Here is a 16,327-nt window from a genome sequence, read left to right as displayed (position 1 = left end):
GGCACGGACGGCCACCCGGGGGGTGTTCACAGACTCCGCGACGGCTGCTTCGAGCCGGTCGTCACCCGACTTCGGCCGGCACGCGATCGTGTATCAACCACGTACCGGTGGCCCGGGGACGGACGCGAGGACCGAAGCGTCCTCCACGCGAGCGAGGGGTGAGCCGCGGCAGGCGCGTGATCCCTTCTCCTGAGGGTGCAGGAGGAGCCGCTCCGGTGCTGTCCGGGACCGCCCGCCGCGCGGCAGGGCCGTCCACCGGACAGAGGGCGCGCCTGCCCGCCGTGGACGGGTCGCGCAAGGGCGTCCGCACCGTCCGGGCCGTCCGCACCGTCCGGATCATCCGCACCGTCCGGACCGGCTCGTCCCGGTCGACGCCCCAACGGCGGGGCAGGCCCCCTCCCGCCCGAAGCGGTGGCTACGGGCGGGAGTTCTTGCCGTTGGGCTGCGTCTTCTGGTTGTAGATCTCCTTGCCGGCCGCGTCGAAGGCGTGGACGTAGGGGCTCGGGGAGGGGTTCCCGGTGGAACCGGTGGACACGGCCGCCGTGTGGACGAACGCGCCGCCCGCCATGACGGCCGGGTACTGGGTCGGGTCGTCGCCGTAGCTGACGGTGACCTTGGCGACCTCGGGCGTGTAGTGCCCCGCGCCCAGCGAGAGGTACTGCCCGGCGTCGGCCGGCGTGCTGAAGGTGTTGAAGAACTTGATCAGGTGACCGGCACCCCACAGGCGGTCGTTGACGGAGGTGGCGGGGACGGACGTGCTGGTGCCCCGGTCGCCCTTCGTCTCGCACTGCACGTACTGGCCGGCGGAGTCGACGGCGACGACCACGCCGTCGGTGTTCGCCGAGGCGACCGGAGTGCGGACCGCGACCACCGCCTGGTACCGGGAGGCGTCGGCACCCAGGCACGAACCCAGGATCCGCGCGACGGTCCCGGCGTCGATCGGGGAGGTCGCCGTGCTGGTGACGGTGGAGGCGGCCGGGGGGCGCGGGGAGGCGGACCCGGGGGAGGGGTCCGTGGTGGCCGCTCCCTGGTGCGGGTCCGGTGAGCGTTGCGGCTCCGGCGAGTGCTGCGGTTCCGGCGAGTGCCCTGGTCCCGAGGAGTGCTGTGATCCGGGGGACCGCCCCGGCTCCGGTGAGTGCAGCGCGGACGGGAGGGCCAGGCACAGGGCTGTCGCGGCGCAGGCCGCCGTCACGCCGAGGGCGCGCCGGCGGTGGCGGCGCCGGTCGGCACGCCGGCGGATCTCCGCAGCGGGCAGGGCGGGCGCGGACATCTGCGTGCCGAGCAGCCGCAGCCGGTCGCCGAGGGTGTCGCGGACGGGGTCAGACACGGAGCTTTCCTTCCTCGCCGGTCGGGGCCCGCTCGGCGAGCACGGCCGCGAGCGCGGTCCGGCCGCGGGCGAGGCGGCTCTTGACGGCGCTGACGCTGGCGCCGGTCTCGGCGGCGACCTGCTCGACGGAGAGATCGCACATGTGGTGCAGGACCAGGGCACCTCGCTGTGCCTCGGGCAGGTCGCGGAGCGCGGTGACCAGCATCAGGTGCTCCTCGCTGGGGGGCTCGACGGTGGGTGGTTCCCGGCGGTGGTGGCGTCCGGCCAGGTGCAGGCCCCGGGCCAGCCGCCGCCAGCGGGAGAGGGCCAGCCGCCGGGCCGTGGTCCGGATCCATGCCTCGGGGGCGTCGTCCGGGTCGAGGGTGCGCCTCCGGTCCCACGCGCGGACGAAGGCCTCCTGGACCACGTCCTGCGCCTCGGACCAGTCGCCGGTCATCGCGTAGAGCTGCCCGGTCAGGCGGGAGAAGGACGCCGCGTAGAACGCGTCGAACTCCTGTGGCGTCATCAAGGGCCTCTCCTACGGGACTGTCCTTCGGTTCGCGGCACGGGCGGCCCGCGGGGAGGCCTTCCTCGGCCGCGGCGGTGGAGCCGTGCGTCCCGGGTGGAGCCTCCCGCCCTGTACGCACGAGAGCCGCCCCCAGGTCGCACTCACGGCCTATGACATGGATCACGTGTGCGGGGCGCGACCCGCCGGGCGCCGGGGGGCGTACAGGGGCGCCGGCGTCAACCGGACGCTCGCAGGAAGGGACACGGATTCATGCGCATCCGCCCGATCATGCTCACCGCCGCCACTCTCACCGCCGCGGCCATCGCGGCTGCAGGGGGAATGGCCACCGCCGCAACCGGCACCCCCACGTCCGCCCCGGCCCCCGCTGCCGCGCCTCACAGCGGGCCCGCTGCCGCGCCGGCGACCCCGGCCACCCCCGCCGCCGCGCCGGCCACCCCGGCCACCCCGGCCGCCGCCGCGCCGGCCACGCCGGTCGTCACCGGCGTGCCCACCACGCCGGGCGCCTTCACCGTCACCAGCACGGCGACCTCCCCGATCGACGCCGGGGACGTCGCGGGGATCCTGGGCTCCTGCCTGGGCGCCGACGCCTCCCGGTACCAGGCGGTGGTGGCGGTCCGCACGCCGGTCGCCTCGGCGAACACCGACGGCGTGGTCGTCGCCGTCGACTCCGCCGGCCAGTACGTGCAGTGCGAGACGAAGGGCGGCCAGGGCAGCAGCATGTCCTCCCCCGCGACGTTCATCAACGACCGCCTGTGGGGTGCCGGTCACCTGATCGAGTTCTTCGACAGCTTCAGCGAGAAGGTCGGCGCCGGGCAGTACCTCGCGCTGGGCGCGGGGCACTACACGCCCGAGGTCGCCAAGGTCACCGTCAGCTACGGCGACGACCCGACGCAGTACCCGGCCGTCATGGCAGGCGGCGCGTTCGTCCACACGGCGGCCATCTCCACCGACCCCAACGGGCACTCCTTCCCGCCGAGCCCCTACGTCCACGCCTTCGACGCGGCCGGCAAGGAGATCTACAACCAGAAGACGCAGCCCAACGTCAAGAAGGCCCCCCGCTAGCCACTGCTGCAGGTGCCCGGCGGTGGGGCGGGGGTCGATCATACGTCGCGCGCGCCGCAGCTCGCCGAAGCCGTTCCGCCATGAGCGGATTCATCGGCGGGGAGGCCGTCGGGCGCTCTCCGGGTTACTTCCGGTCATCGGATCGTCGGTCCGATCGCGCCGCTGACTGACGCGCCGTGGGCGCGGCCAGAGCCGCGAGACCGTCTGCCCCGGTCTCGCGGTGGCGACAGGGGCGGGGGGGCTCCACACCCCGAACAGGATCCCCCGCACACAGCCCCTGTCGCTCAGCGGCGGGCCACCGATCCCGCGACGCCGCTGCTGCCGATCCGGCAGCAGCGGCTCGATCCGGTCCCAGGACTCCTCCGACACCAGCCCCGGCGGTCCCGTCCCCGGGGCCTGCTCAACGAGCCGATGGACGAACAGACCCGGGTACCGCGTTGCCCTGCCGGCTCCTCCAGGTCCCTGACGGCAGTCACATGATCCGATCCTCGAACAGCTCCTCGGCCCTTCGGCGTCGGAATCGTCCGTCCGGCAGTAGCCTCGGGTCGGTAACGACGGTCGGGGAAGCGTGAATTGGAGGCGGCGTTGGCCGAAGGGGAGGCCGTGGCCCGGGGTGGTGACGGGGAGGAGGACGCTCCGCTGCACGAGCGCGAGGCCGAGATCCGGTCGGCCGGGCTGGCGGTGGGGGCGCTGACCCGGGGCGGAGGGCCGGGGGTCGGGGAACTGCTGGTGTACACCGGGGCGGCCGGGCTGGGCAAGACCGCGGTGCTGACCGAGGTGCGGCGGAAGGCCGGGCGGGCGGGGTGCACCGTGCTGTTCGCCCGGGGTGGGGAGCGGCAGCGGCACGAGCCGTTCCGGGTGGTGCGCCAGCTGCTGCAGCCGGTGCTGGCGGCCCTGTCCGAGGAGGAACGGGGGCAGGTGTTCGGGCCGTGGGAGGGTGTCGTCGGCCCGGCGGTGGGGCTGCTGCCGCCGGGCGGGCAGCTCGACCCGCAGGGAGTGCGGGACGGCCTGGACTTCGTCCTCACCCGCCTCGTGCAGGTGCGCCCGCCGGTGGCCGTGATCGTCGACGACCTGCACTGGGCGGATCCGGAGTCGCTCGGCTGGCTGGCGAGTTTCGCGGTCGCCGCACGGGAGTTGCCGGCCCTGCTGGTGCTGGCCTGCCGCGACGAGTTCACCGACGACGCCCTGACGCTCCAGCGCGGCCTGCTCGGCAGGGCCGACCGGCGCCACGAACTGCGCCCGCTCCAGCCGGCCTCGGTTGCGCGGCTGGTCCGCGCCGCCCTGGGCGCGGGGGCGGAGGACGCCTTCTGCCGCCACGTCTGGGCGGTCACCGCCGGCAACCCGTACGAGACCACCGCGCTGCTGCGCGAGGCGGCCGGTCAGCGGCTCGACCCGGTCGAGGAGAGTGTCGGCCAGCTCCGCGAACTCGCGGCCGAAGCCCGGGGGATGACGCTCCGGCACTGGCTCGACCGGATCGGCCCGACCGCCATGCGGTTCGCCTGGGCCGCGTCCATGCTGGGCACCGACATCCGCCCCGACCTCGCCGCCGTGATCTGCGCCCAGGGCCCGGAGACCGCCGCCGAGTCGGTCCGGGAGCTGCGCCGCAACGGGGTCCTGGCCGGCGCACCGGGCGGCCGGCTGGAGTTCGTCCACCCGCTGATCGCCACCTCGGTCTACCAGTCGATGCCCCCCGCCACCCGCACCGGGATGCACGGGGTCGCCGCCGTCGAGACCGAGAACGCCGGCCTCGGCCTGCTGGTGGCCTCCCGGCACCTGCTGGAGACCCTGCCCGAGGGCGACGGCGAGATCGTCGGCAAGCTGCGCCGGGCGGCCCGCGAGCACCTGGCCATTGGCGCGCCCGAGGCCGCCCAGCGCTGCCTGCGCCGCGCCATCAGCGAACCGCCCGCCGACGAGGACCGGGCCGAAGTGCTCTACGAGCTCGGCTGCTCGGCCCTGCTCACCGACCCGGCGACCACCGTCAACCAGCTGCGCCTGGCGCTCGCGGACCCGTACGGCCTGGGCCCGGAGCGCCGGGTCGACGCGGTCTTCCGGCTCGCCCAGGCCCTCGCCCACAGCAACCGGCTCGGCGAGGCAGCCGCGGTGTGCGCGGCGGAGGCCGCCGACACCCTGCCCGGACCGGGCCGTCTGCGCCTGGAGGTCGCCCACTTCATGTTCGCCGCGTTCCAGTCCGAGGACGCGGACGGTCCGGGCCGCTCCCGCAGGCTCGCGGAGTTCGACCGGATGCTCGCCACGGTCGGCATGGCGTTCCGGGACCTCGGAGCCGACGGCCCGGGATCCACCCCGACCGGCACCGGCGCAGCGAACCGGACCGGCACCGACGGCGGGCCGCTGCCGCGCGAAGCCCTCTTCGAACACAGCGGCCTCGCCCACGCGGTGGCCGTGCTGCGCTGCTGGGACCTCACGCTGCGCGGCGCCGACCGCGACGAGGCGATCGCCCTCGCCGACTCCGCGCTGCCGGACGGCCGCCTGCCGCACAGCCTCGGCTGGACCAACACCGTCTGGGGCTTCGAGCTGCCCGGGATCCTCGGCATCAGCTACCTCTACGCCGACCGCGTCGACCGCGCGGAGGAGCTGTTCACCGAGGCCGTCCGCGCCTACGAGGTCGCCGGGTGGAGCGGCGGTCACCTCGGCTTCGCCTACCTGCTGACCGGCATGCTCCGGTTCCGTTGCGGCGCCCTGGCCGACGCGGAGGACTACCTGCGCCGGGCGCTGCGGATCGCCGAACGGATCGGCCCGGGCGTCCCGTTGCACTGGGACGCGGTCGGGGCGCTGGCCGAGACCCTGGCCGCGCGCGGCCGGCTGCCCGAGGCCCTGGAGCTGGCGCGCGAGCACGCCTTCGGCCCGCCCTACCCGACGGTGATGGTGCTGCCCGACGCCCCCACCCTCTACGGCCGGCTCCTGCTGGCCCGGGGCGACGACCCCGGCGCGGCCGCGACGCTGACCGCCGCCGGCGCGGCCCTGGACGCCCGCGGGTGGCGCAACACGGTGTGGGCGCCGTGGCTCGGGCACCTGGCCCGCGCGATCGCCCCCGACCAGCCGGAGCGGGCCCGTGACCTCGCCGAGGAGGCCGTCCGCCGGGCCCGGGCGACCGGGACGGACTCGGCCATCGGCAGCACGCTGCGGCTCTGCGCGGCCGTGCACGACCGGCCGCGCGCGGCCGAGCTGCTCGGGCAGGCCGTGCGCCACCTGGAGCGCTCGCCCGCCCGCTACGAGCACGCGATCGCCCTGGTCGACCTGGGCGAGGCGCTCGGCGCCGTCACCCCGGCCGCCCGCTCCGCCCTGGCACGCGGACTGGAGCTGGCCGTCCGCTGCGGCGCCGACGGCCTGGCCGCCCGCGCCGGAGACCTGCTGCAGACCGGCGCGCCGGGCTGAACCGGCCCGGCCAACGGGGCCCGGCCCGGCATCAGGGCCCGGCCCGGCGCCACGGCCCGAGCCGTCCCGGTGACCCCCGGGTACCACACGGACGCGGCGAACCCGATCGTTACCCACGACTTCGCGCGCACCGCCCCCGGGCGGCCCCGGCGCCGCTAGCCTGTCGTCCACTGCGGACGGGAATGCGGCCGTCCGGGATCGCTGGGGGGCGGTTGTGGCCGAGCGGCTGATGGTGGACCTGCGGGCGGACGGCCGGGCGGCGGTGACCGAGTGGCCCACGGGGGAGGCGTTCCCGGCCCCGCCGTCGACCGGGGCGCCGCTGAGCTGGCCACTGGACCACGAGGTCCTGGACGAGCTGCGCTGGTACCTGGAGGACTACCTGAGGGCGCCCTTCGGGGTCTACCGCGACCGGGGTCCGGAGGTGGAGCGGCGGCTGCCGGCCTGGGGGGCGGCGGTGTTCGAGGCGCTGTTCGGGGCGGGGCCGGCCCGGGACGCGTATCTGAGGGCCCGGGCCCGGGGCGACCGGCTGGAGATCGTCCTCCGCTCGGACTCCGCGGAGCTCCTCGGCCTGCCCTGGGAGCTGATGGCGGACCCGGGCCGCCCCTCACCGCTGGCCCTGGACGGCGTGGCCCTCAGCCGCAGCCTGCCGAGCGCGGCCCTGGGGAGGGTCTTCACCGCCGGCGGCTCGCGGCTGCGGGTGCTGATGGTGATCGCCCGGCCGGACGGCACCGAGGACGTCGGCTTCCGGACGATCGCCCGCCCGCTGCTGCGGCGGCTGGAGGCGGTGCGCGGGCAGGTCGACCTCGTCGTGCTGCGCCCGCCGACGCTGGAACGGCTCGGCGAGGTGCTGGCCGGGGCGCGTGCGGAGGGCCGGCCGTTCCAGATCGTGCACTTCGACGGGCACGGGGTGTTCGGCGAGGAGCACCCCGACGGAACGGGCCCCCGGGGCATGCTGGTGTTCGAGGCGGCGGGTGGCGGCCCGGACCTCGTGTCGGCCGAGCGGGTCGCCCGGGTGCTGGCCGACGCCGAGGTGCCCCTGGTGGTCCTGAACGCCTGCCAGTCGGCCGCGATGGCCTCGCAGGTCGAGGCGGCGGTGGCCACCCGGCTGCTGCAGGAGGGCGCCGGGGCCGTGATCGCGATGGCGTACAGCGTCTACGCGGCGGCCGCCGCGGAGTTCATGACCGCCTTCTACGAGCGGCTCTTCGCCGGTGACCGGGTGGCGGAGGCGGTGGCCGCCGGCCGTCGCCGGCTGGCCGTCCACAACCGCCGGCCCTCGCCGAGGGGCCCGCTGCCGCTGGCCGACTGGATCGTGCCGGTGCTGTACACCAGGAGCGAGGTGGCCCTGCCCGGCCTGGGCGCCGGGCGGACGGAGCCGGCCCGGTGGCCGGAGCGGCCCGACCTGGCGTCCGTCGGGGAGTTCGTCGGCCGGGACGGCCTGCTGCTGCGGCTGGACGTCGGCGCCAGGACGTGCGGGGTGGTGGTCCTGCACGGCCCCGGTGGGGCGGGCAAGACCGAGCTGGCGAAGGCCTTCGGCCGCTGGTACGGCGACACCGGCGGTACGGACGGCGCGGAGGCGGTGGTCTGGCACTCCTTCGAACCCGGGGTGGCGTCCTTCCGGTTGGCGAGCGTCGTCGACCGGGTCGGCCGGCAGCTGCTGGGCCCCGGACGGTTCGACCAACTCGGCCCCGAGGAGCGGCAGGCGGCGGTCGAACGGGAACTGGCCACTCGGCGAACGCTGCTGATCTGGGACAACGTCGAGTCGGTCCACTCGATGCCGCACCCCGGCGACACCACCCCGCCCCTGGCGGAGGCGGAGCGCGCGGAGTTGCGGGCGTTCCTCGAACGGGTGGCACGCGGCGGGCGCAGCGCGGTGGTCCTGACCAGCCGCACGCCGGAGGACTGGCTGGGCCCGCAGCCGCTGCGGATCGCCGTCACGGGGCTGGACGCCGAGGAGTCCGCCGAGTACGCCGACCAGCTCCTCGCCGCGCTCCCCGGGGCGAGGCGACGGCGCGACAAGCCGGCGTTCGGTGAGCTGATGGACTGGCTGGACGGCCACCCGCTGAGCATGCGGCTCGTCCTTCCGCACCTCGACCGGCGGGACCCGGCGCCGGTGCTGGCCGCGCTCGTCGAGGGCGAGGCCCGGGTGCTCGGCGACGCGGACGAGGCCCGGGGGTCGTCGCTCGCCGCGAGCATCGCCTACTCGCTCGCCCACCTGCCGGACGCCGACCGCCGCGCCCTGTCGGCGATCACCCTGTTCCACGGGGCCGTCGACCTCTACGTGCTCAACATCTTCTCGGCGGACCTCGCTCTTCCCGGCCGCTTCCGGGGCCGCTCCCTGGAGGACTGGCGGCGGCTGTTGCGGCGGGCGGCGGGCATCGGGCTGCTCACCGAGTCGAGCGAGGCCGTGTACCAGATCCACCCGGCCCTGCCGGCCCACCTGACCGCCCAGTGGCGGAAGGAGGAGCCGGACTACGCCGCCCAGCACGAGACCGCGCTGCGCACGCTGATCAACACCCAGGCGACCTACTGCTCGTACGCCCGGGCGAAGTCGACGGGCGAGGAGGCGGGGTACGCGATGGCCGTCGTGCACGCCCAGCGCCGGACCGTGGGGACCCTGTTCGGCGAGGCGCTGCGACGCGGCCTGTGGGGCCAGGCGCTGGCGATCGTGCAGCCGTTGGACGACTACTGGGACGCGCGCGGCCTCTACGCGGAGGCGAGCGGGTGGGTCGACCGGGCCCGGCTGGTCCTGGAACGGGCCGACGGAACCCCGCCCCGGCTGGACTCCCCGGCCGGCCGGCTCTGGGGTTACCTGGTGTCCTCGGAGTCCTTCCGGCTGCTGCGCAGAGGGCGGACGGGCGACGCGGAGCGGATCGTCCGGGCGCTCCACCGCGCCGCCGAGGCGCTGCCGCCCGGCCCGGCCCGGCTCCGCGACCTCGCCCACTGCTACCAGAGCCTGGGCCGCATCGCGGTGGACCGGGCGCAGTGGACGGAGGCCGAACGGTGGTACCGCCGCTACCTCGAAGCCCTCGAAGGCACGGGGGACACCGGCAAGGTGGCGGCCGGCCTCTCCCAGCTCGGCGTGATCGCCCTCCAGCGCGGCCGGACGGCGGAGGCCGAGGCGTGGTTCCTCAAGGCCCTGGCGGGGTGCGAGGGGCTGGGCGACCGCTCCTCGGAGGCCCACTGCTGCGTGAACCTCGGCATCGTGGCCCAGGAGCAGGGGCGCTTCCAGGACGCCGACAGGTGGTACCGGCGGGCGGCCGTCCGCGGCGAGGAACTCGGCGACATTCCGCTGCTGCTGACCATCTGCCACCAGAACGCCACGATGGAGACCGACGTCGGGCGGCTGGAGGAGGCCGAGGACTGGTGCCGGCAGGCCCTGGTGCTCGCCGAGCGGCTGGGCCAGTTGCCCGACACGGCCCGCGTCCACCACCAGCTCGGCGTGCTCGCCGTGATGCGGGACCGGCTGGACGAGGCCGAGGCCTGGCACCGCAAGGCGCTGGAGATCCGGACGGCGATCGGCGATCCGCACGGAACGGCGGACAGCCGCCACCAGCTCGGCATCGTCGCCACCCAACGGGGGGACCTGGAGGAGGCCGTGGAGCAGTACACGCGGTCCAGGGAGGTCCGGGAGGAGATCGGCGACCTCGCGGGGCTGACGGTGACCTACCACCAGCTCGGGCTGACGGCCCACACCGGAGGCCGGCTGACCGAGGCCGAGGGGTGGTACCGCCGTGCGCTGGCCGTCTGCGAGCGGATCGGCGACCTGCCCGGGACGGCGCGCACCTGCACCATGTACGGCCAACTCGCCGAGCTCCAGGGGAAGACCGGGGAGGCGATGGAGTGGCTGGTGCGCGGAGTGACCTGCTTCGAGGAGTTCCCGCACCCCCTGACCCGGCCGACCGCCCACACCCTGAGGGCACTGACGCGCGACCACGGCATTCAGGCCCTGGAGACGGCCTGGCGGTCGGTCACCGGGCAGCGGCTGCCGAGTGCCGTGCGCGACTTCGTGCGGAACTGAACCCAGCCCGCCACCACCGGACCACTGAAGCGTGATCACCGGAGCCGGATCACCGAAACGCGAGGAGACCACCCATGACCGACCCGATCGAGGCGGGCGCCCGCGCCGCCGCACAGCGCCTCACCACCGCCCGCACGCCCTCGCTCACCGCCGACGTGGAGGCCGCCCTGCACGCCCGCGGGACGGCCGCCCGTCCCGGCCGCTACCTCGATCCGGTCGCCCTCGGCTCGCTCGTCGTCGCCGCGGCCACCCTGGCCTGGGCGGTCGTCAAGGACCTCCGCAAGCAGACCCCCGAGCCGAGCCCGGAGGTGGTCACCCGGATCGTCCGGATCCAACTGGAGGGGACGGAGGCGGCGCTGGCCTCGCTCACGCCGGAGGAGCGGCAGCGCGTCATCGGGATCGTCGTGGCGGAGACGCTCGACGCGGCGGCCACCGGCGACGCGGCCACCGGCGACGCGGCCACCGGCGGGACGCCCGACGCCGGGGCCGCCGACCCGGGTGCGTGAGGGAGGGCGGCCGGGCGGGGTCAGGCGTAGATCCGGGTGTAGAGGTCCTGGATCTGGGCGGCGGTGGGGACGGCGGGGTTGTTGGCGGGGGAGCCGGAGGCGAGGGCCTGGTCGGCCATCAGGGGGATGAGGCGGGTCCAGGCGTCCTGGGAGATGCCGTAGGTGCGGGGGGTGGGGACGTCGAGGTCGCGGCAGAGGGCGCGCAGGGCGCCGACGAGCTCGTCGGCGGCCGCGGCGTCGGGGTCGGCGTCGGTCGCGACGCCCAGCGCGCGGGCGCAGTCGGCGTACCGGGCGGGCGCGGCGTGCACGGAGAAGGCCGTCACGGCGGGGAACAGCATCGCGTTCGACAGGCCGTGGGCGACGTGGAAGTGGGCGCCGATCGGGCGGCTCATGCCGTGCACCAGGGCGACGCTGGAGTTGGAGAAGGCGATGCCGGCCTGGGTCGCGGCCAGCATCATCGCCTCGCGGGCCCCGATGTCCGAGCCGTCCGCGTAGGCGCGGCGCAGATGGCGGCCGATGGTGGTGATCGCGGTGAGGGCGAGGCCGTCGGAGAAGGGGTTGGCCCTGCGGCTCACATAGGCCTCGACGGCGTGGGTGAGGGCGTCGATGCCGGTGTCGGCGGTCAGCCGGGGCGGCATCGACATGGTCAGTTCCACGTCGATCACGGCGGCGAGCGGCAGGAACGCCGGGCCGGGGCAGAGCATCTTCTCGTCCGTGGCGCTGTCGGTGATGACGGTGAACCGGGTCGCCTCCGAGCCGCTGCCCGCGGTGGTGGGCACGGCGATCACCGGCAGCGCCGGCCCGTGGTTGACCCGCGGCGCCTTGTAGTCGCGCATCTGCCCGCCCTGCACGCCCAGCAGGGCGAGGGCCTTGGCGGTGTCCATCGGGCTGCCGCCGCCGAACCCGATCACCGAGTCCGCCTCGTGCTCGTACAGCACCTTCAGGCCCGGGGCGAGCGAGTCGGTGGTCGGGTCGGGCACGGTGTCGGCGAACAGCCGCGGGTGCAGCCCGGCGCCGAGCAGCGTCGCCGTCAGGCGCTGCGCCGCGCCGCTGCCGACCAGGAAGGCGTCCGTCACGAGCAGGGGGCGGCTCAGCCCCAGTTCCTGCAGGACGTCGCCCAGTTCGGCGGCGGCGCCGCGGCCGACGCGCATGATCCGCGGCAGGGAGAGGCCGGCAACCATGGAGCACCCCTCGGTGGTGGGAGAGCGGTGGCCGGGTCGCCCCGGCCGGGAAGGTTCGACTGTGCCGCCCGCGCGGGTGTGCGTTCAATCGCCAATCGTGCAGACGGCCTGTGCGCCCATGCAGATACGCTGACCCGGTGCCCTCCCGTTCCCGCCCGGTCGGCGACCGGCTCCGCGCGGACGACCTCCGCTACCTGCTCGCGGTCGCCCGGACCGGCCGGCTGGTGACCGCCGCCGACGCGCTCGGCGTGGACCACACCACCGTCTCGCGCCGCATCGCCGCGCTGGAGAAGGGCCTCGGTGTGCGGCTGATGGAACGCGGCACGGAGGGCTGGGCGCTGACGGACGCCGGGAAGGCCGTCTGCGAGAGCGCCCGCGCGATCGAGGACGCCCTCGTCCGCGCCGTCGACGCGGTGTCCGGCCGGGACGCGCCGTCACTGCACGGCACCGTCCGGGTCAGCGCGCCGGACGGCTTCGGCACCGTCTTCGCCACCCCGGCGCTGGCCCGGGTGCGCCGGGCCCACCCCCGGCTGCAGACGGAACTCATCACCGCGACGCGGCAGTTGCCGCTGCGCCCGGCCGGCTTCGACCTCGCCGTGACGATCGGCAGACCGCCGCGGAGCCGGCTGGTCACCGAACACCTCACCGACTACGCCCTGGGGCTGTACGCCGGGGAGGAGTACCTCGCGCGGTGCGGTGCGCCCGGCACGGTCGCCGAGCTGCGGGAGCACCCGCTGGTCTTCTACATCGAGTCGATGCTCCAGGTGGGCGACCTCGACATCGAGCGCCATCTGCCGGGCACCACGCCCGCGTTCTCCTCCACCAATGTGTTCGCCCAGGTGGAGGCGACCCGGCTGGGGGCCGGGGTCGGGGTGCTGCCCGCCTTCCTCGCCGACCGGGCGGGGCTGCGGCGGCTGCTGGCCGACGAGGTCGACATCCGGCTGCCGATCACGCTCGCCGTGCGCCGGGAGGCGGTGAGCCGCCCCGCCGTCCGGGCCGTGCGTGACGCGCTGCACCGGGAGGTCGCCGACCGCACCGCCGAACTGCTTCCCGGTCCGGCCCGCCGCGACGCTCCGGGGCACCAGGTCTGACCCGCGCCCGCGCCCGCGACCCGCGGCGGCAGCCGGCGGCCCGGCGGCCGGCGGAACGGGTCGGGCCCGGGGGCGCCCCGACCCGCGAACGGGTCGGGCGCCCTCGGGCCCGCTGGGGGACCGGGAGCCGGTCAGCCGGCTGCCGGGGTGGCCGCGTTGCCGCCGGAGCGACGGCGCAGGTAGACGAAGCCGAGGCCGGCGGCCAGGGCGGTGGCCCCGGTGGCGGAGGCGACCTGCGCGTTGATCATGGGAACGGGGGCGGCGGGCGACGCGCCTCCGCACTCGGCGTGACCGATGATCAGGTTGGCGCCGTTGAGGGCCGGGAGGAGGGTGAAGTGGACGGCGTTGACGGTCAGCACGCCGTCGGCGTCGGTGCTCTGCTCGTTGAGGACCACCTGGCCGATGCCGGGGATGCTGACGGTGGTGTTCTGGGGGGCGTTGGCCTGCAGGGTGACCGGGGGGAGCGGGAACGGCAGGGTGACGGTGCCGGCGGCGATCGTGCCGTTCCCGGTGGCGCCGCTGGGGGTGGCGTTGCAGGTGGAGTTGACGCCGGTCAGGGTCGCGCTGCCGAGCGCGCCGAAGTCGATGCCGAGGCTGTCGACGGTGGCGCTGGCGGAGGAGGTGCCCGTGGTCGGGTCGCCCGCGGTGGTGGCCGTCAGCGTGGAGTCGGTGGCGAAGGGCCCGGCGGTCAGGCCGATCAGGGTGGAGGTGCCGCCGGGCGGATAGGTGGAGGTGGGGGTCGGGGGGACGGCGGCCAGACTGCCGAAGGCGTCGGCGGAGACGACGTAGGCGTTGGCCTCGGGGGAGGTGAGCGCGGCGTAGGCCGGGCCGGCCACCGAGGTCAGGAGGCCTGCGGCGAGTGCGGTGCCGGCCAGGACGCGGGCGCGCATGCGTGTTCTCACGGGGGGGCCTTTCATGCGGTGAAGGGGGGGGCTGGCAGAAGGCACTACCAGCGTGCGCATGCGATGACCTGGTTGTGTGATTTTCCTACGCGCCGCGGGGAGGTGTTGCGGAATACCCCTCGTGCGGCCCATCGCCGGGGTGCTCGCGCGGGGCTGTCAGGAGGAGAACCCGCCGACGGTGGCGGACTGGTCGAAGCGGTCGATGGGATCGATCGGGTCGATCGGGTCGAAGGGCGCGGGCTGCGCGGTACGGGCGGTCTTGTGCCAGGAGTCCCGGCGGCACAGGATGCGCCAGAACGCGCGGACCGCGACGACGTAGGTGGCGGCCGCGTAGAGGGCCAGGGCCAGGCCGTAGCCGAGGGCGGCGCGGAGACTGAGGCCCGGTTCGCAGCGCCGCCGGTACAGCGGCCCCCAGATGGCGAACTCGCCCACCCCGATCAGCAGGTAGATCAGCAGCAGCGGGGCGCCGCCGTGCTGGAGGAAGTCGAGGGTGAAGCGGGGGTAGGTGACGGCGTTGTAGGAGAAGGCCAGGATCGGCACCAGGTAGGCGACCAGGCCGACCAGCTGGAGCCAGGGCTGCGCCATGAAGTACAGGACCTCCAGGAAGCCGAGGGTGGTGAACTCGCGCGAGCCCCAGATCGGGCGCATGTAGCGGGCGCACTGCATGGAGCCCTGGGCCCAGCGCACCCGCTGGGTGAGCAGTTGCCGCACGCTCCACAGGGCCTCCTGGTCGACCCAGGCGTCGGTGGTGTAGCCGTTGCGCCAGCCGGCCAGCATCAGCCGCAGGCCGAGTTCGAAGTCCTCCAGCAGGGCCTTCCCCCACGGCCGTTGGTCGTCGAGGCCGACCGAGTCCAGGGCCGACAACCGGGTCAGCTGGCCGTTGCCGCCGACGTTGACGGTGCCGGTGTGCCGCCGGGTGATCTGCATGGCCGAGATCGGTCCGCGGAACTCCAGGTCCTGGAGGCGGGCCAGCAGCCGGGCGCAGCGGTTCCTGAGCCTCCCGCGCCCGGGCAGCGGCCTGGCGACGTCCCGGTTGGACATCCGGACCTCGACCTGGACGCCGCCGATCCGCGGGTCGCCGAAGTAGGCGTCGCCGGCGCACACCGCGAAGGTGTTCGGGGAGGGGCGGCCGTCGGCGTCCAGCACGCAGACGATCACCCGGTCGGGATCGGTGTCGAGCCACAGGCCGGCGTTCAGCGCCCGGTACGCGGCGTTGAGGGCGTCGCCCTTGCCGGTCCGGGCCTCGGGCAGGCGCCGGGAGACGAGGTGGACGGGCCGGCCGGCCCGTTCCCTGGCCCGGACCAGATCGGCGGTGCCGTCGGTGGAGTGGTCGTCGACCACCCACACGGTGGCCTCGGGGAAGTACTCGCCGAGGTAGTCGAGGGTGGTGCCGATGACGGCCTCCTCGTCCCGGCAGGGAATGAAGAAGTGCCAGTCGAAGGCCTCCGGGTCGCCGGGCGGCCGCGAACGGGAGCGCAGGTAGTTGCGCACGATGACGGCGACGTAGGCCAGGAAGCTGACGCCCAGGACGAAGGAGAGCGAGATCGAGGTGTCGAGGAGGGTCACTGCTCGGGCTCCTCGCCGTCATGGGCGGGCCTGCGGGCGACGATGCGCAGGTAGAGCAGGAACGCGGCGAGGGCGGCGGCCATCATCAGGACCGATCCGAGCAGGACGTGCGCCCAGCCGAAGCCCTCCTCGCCGAGGTGGTGCTGCATCGCGACGATGAGCGTGAGACGGCCGAGGTTGGTGGCCACCAGCATGGCGGCGGCCACGGCGAACGCCAGCAGCATCCGCGCGGGCCGGCGGGTGCTGAAGAGCAGCAGCAAGCCGGTCAGCAGCGCGAACGGGGCGATCAGCAGGGCGCTGCTGCACCCGGCGGTCAGCGCGATCCCGCGGTGGAAGCCGGCGTCCGTGCCCGCGTAGAGGACCGGGGCGCTCGGCCCGGCCAGGAGCATCGTGCGCAGGCCCAGCAGGTGCTCGACCAGCCACGCCGCCGAGGTGATCTCCCGGTGGCGGTAGTAGTGCTCGCCGGCGACGAGCATGCCGCAGGTGCCGAGCAGCACGGGCCCGAAGACCCGGCCGAGCACCGTGGTGCGGGCCGCCGCGGTCGGGTGCCGGCGGGCCCGCCACGACGACGGCCCGGACAGCGAAGAGGTGTCAGTGAACACAGGGGCACTCCCGGGACGAAGGGCAGGAAGCGGGGCCGCCGCGCGGGAGCGTTCCCCTGCGGCGGCCCCGGCTCATGGATCGGTTCACCCTCGGTCGCGCCCCTGACGGTCCTGCGACCGGACGTCCGCGGCCAGCTGGGCGCGGCGGATCAGGGCGGCGCCCGTGACCAC

At 75.2% G+C, this 16,327-nt stretch carries 11 protein-coding genes; 5 read left to right on the top strand and 6 right to left on the bottom strand.

All coding sequences use genetic code 11. From position 1 onward, the window contains the following. Positions 1-415: 415 nt before the first annotated feature. Together ACFXAM_RS02550 and ACFXAM_RS02545 are read right to left on the bottom strand one after the other, a co-directional pair. The gene (locus ACFXAM_RS02550; protein WP_380287148.1) at positions 416-1,327 is read right to left on the bottom strand and encodes a hypothetical protein; all 912 of its coding nucleotides are present in this window, start codon (positions 1,325-1,327) and stop codon (positions 416-418) included. After that, the gene (locus ACFXAM_RS02545) at positions 1,320-1,832 is read right to left on the bottom strand and encodes a SigE family RNA polymerase sigma factor (protein WP_380287147.1); all 513 of its coding nucleotides are present in this window, start codon (positions 1,830-1,832) and stop codon (positions 1,320-1,322) included. The genes ACFXAM_RS02550 and ACFXAM_RS02545 overlap by 8 nt, the downstream gene beginning before the upstream one ends. Positions 1,833-2,084: 252 nt before the next feature. Here ACFXAM_RS02545 and ACFXAM_RS02540 point away from each other — a divergent pair, with 252 nt between their 5' ends. The 4 genes from ACFXAM_RS02540 to ACFXAM_RS02525 all read left to right on the top strand — a co-directional run bounded on the left by ACFXAM_RS02540 (position 2,085) and on the right by ACFXAM_RS02525 (position 10,814). Continuing rightward, complete coding sequence (locus ACFXAM_RS02540) at positions 2,085-2,897, top strand: hypothetical protein (protein WP_380287146.1); 813 nt, start codon at positions 2,085-2,087, stop codon at positions 2,895-2,897. A gap of 585 nt (positions 2,898-3,482) precedes the next feature. Beyond that, positions 3,483-6,290 (top strand): ATP-binding protein, encoded by a 2,808-nt coding sequence (locus ACFXAM_RS02535; protein ID WP_380287145.1) that lies wholly within the window; start codon positions 3,483-3,485, stop codon positions 6,288-6,290. Between the two features lie 214 nt (positions 6,291-6,504). Next, positions 6,505-10,308: a tetratricopeptide repeat protein gene (locus ACFXAM_RS02530; protein ID WP_380287144.1), complete on the top strand. Its 3,804-nt coding sequence runs from the start codon at positions 6,505-6,507 to the stop codon at positions 10,306-10,308. Between the two features lie 74 nt (positions 10,309-10,382). Then, a complete protein-coding gene (locus ACFXAM_RS02525; protein WP_380287143.1) occupies positions 10,383-10,814 on the top strand; it encodes a hypothetical protein in 432 nt (143 codons plus the stop codon). A 20-nt stretch (positions 10,815-10,834) separates the two neighbouring features. On the opposite strand, the gene ACFXAM_RS02520 is transcribed toward ACFXAM_RS02525, so the two are convergent. After that, positions 10,835-11,995: an iron-containing alcohol dehydrogenase gene (locus tag ACFXAM_RS02520; RefSeq protein WP_380287142.1), complete on the bottom strand. Its 1,161-nt coding sequence runs from the start codon at positions 11,993-11,995 to the stop codon at positions 10,835-10,837. Between the two features lie 137 nt (positions 11,996-12,132). Between ACFXAM_RS02520 and ACFXAM_RS02515 the strand changes: the two genes are divergently transcribed. Next, a complete protein-coding gene (locus ACFXAM_RS02515; protein WP_380287141.1) occupies positions 12,133-13,086 on the top strand; it encodes a LysR family transcriptional regulator in 954 nt (317 codons plus the stop codon). Between the two features lie 131 nt (positions 13,087-13,217). Here ACFXAM_RS02515 and ACFXAM_RS02510 read toward each other — a convergent pair whose 3' ends face one another. The 3 genes from ACFXAM_RS02510 to ACFXAM_RS02500 all read right to left on the bottom strand — a co-directional run bounded on the left by ACFXAM_RS02510 (position 13,218) and on the right by ACFXAM_RS02500 (position 16,156). Beyond that, positions 13,218-13,976 carry a choice-of-anchor P family protein gene (locus ACFXAM_RS02510; RefSeq protein ID WP_380287140.1) on the bottom strand — a complete coding sequence of 253 codons (759 nt, stop codon included), beginning with the start codon at positions 13,974-13,976 and terminating at the stop codon, positions 13,218-13,220. A gap of 168 nt (positions 13,977-14,144) precedes the next feature. Further along, positions 14,145-15,554, bottom strand: coding sequence for a glycosyltransferase family 2 protein (locus ACFXAM_RS02505; protein WP_380287139.1), 1,410 nt, complete (start codon positions 15,552-15,554; stop codon positions 14,145-14,147). Next, entirely contained in the window at positions 15,551-16,156 is a 606-nt protein-coding gene (locus ACFXAM_RS02500; protein ID WP_380287138.1) for an archaeosortase/exosortase family protein, read from the bottom strand. The genes ACFXAM_RS02505 and ACFXAM_RS02500 overlap by 4 nt, the downstream gene beginning before the upstream one ends. Between the last annotated feature and the right edge of the window lie 171 nt (positions 16,157-16,327).

Source organism: Kitasatospora sp. NPDC059462 (genome assembly GCF_042749955.1).
Taxonomy (GTDB): domain Bacteria; phylum Actinomycetota; class Actinomycetes; order Streptomycetales; family Streptomycetaceae; genus Kitasatospora.
This window is presented reverse-complemented; position numbering and strand designations above follow the sequence as displayed.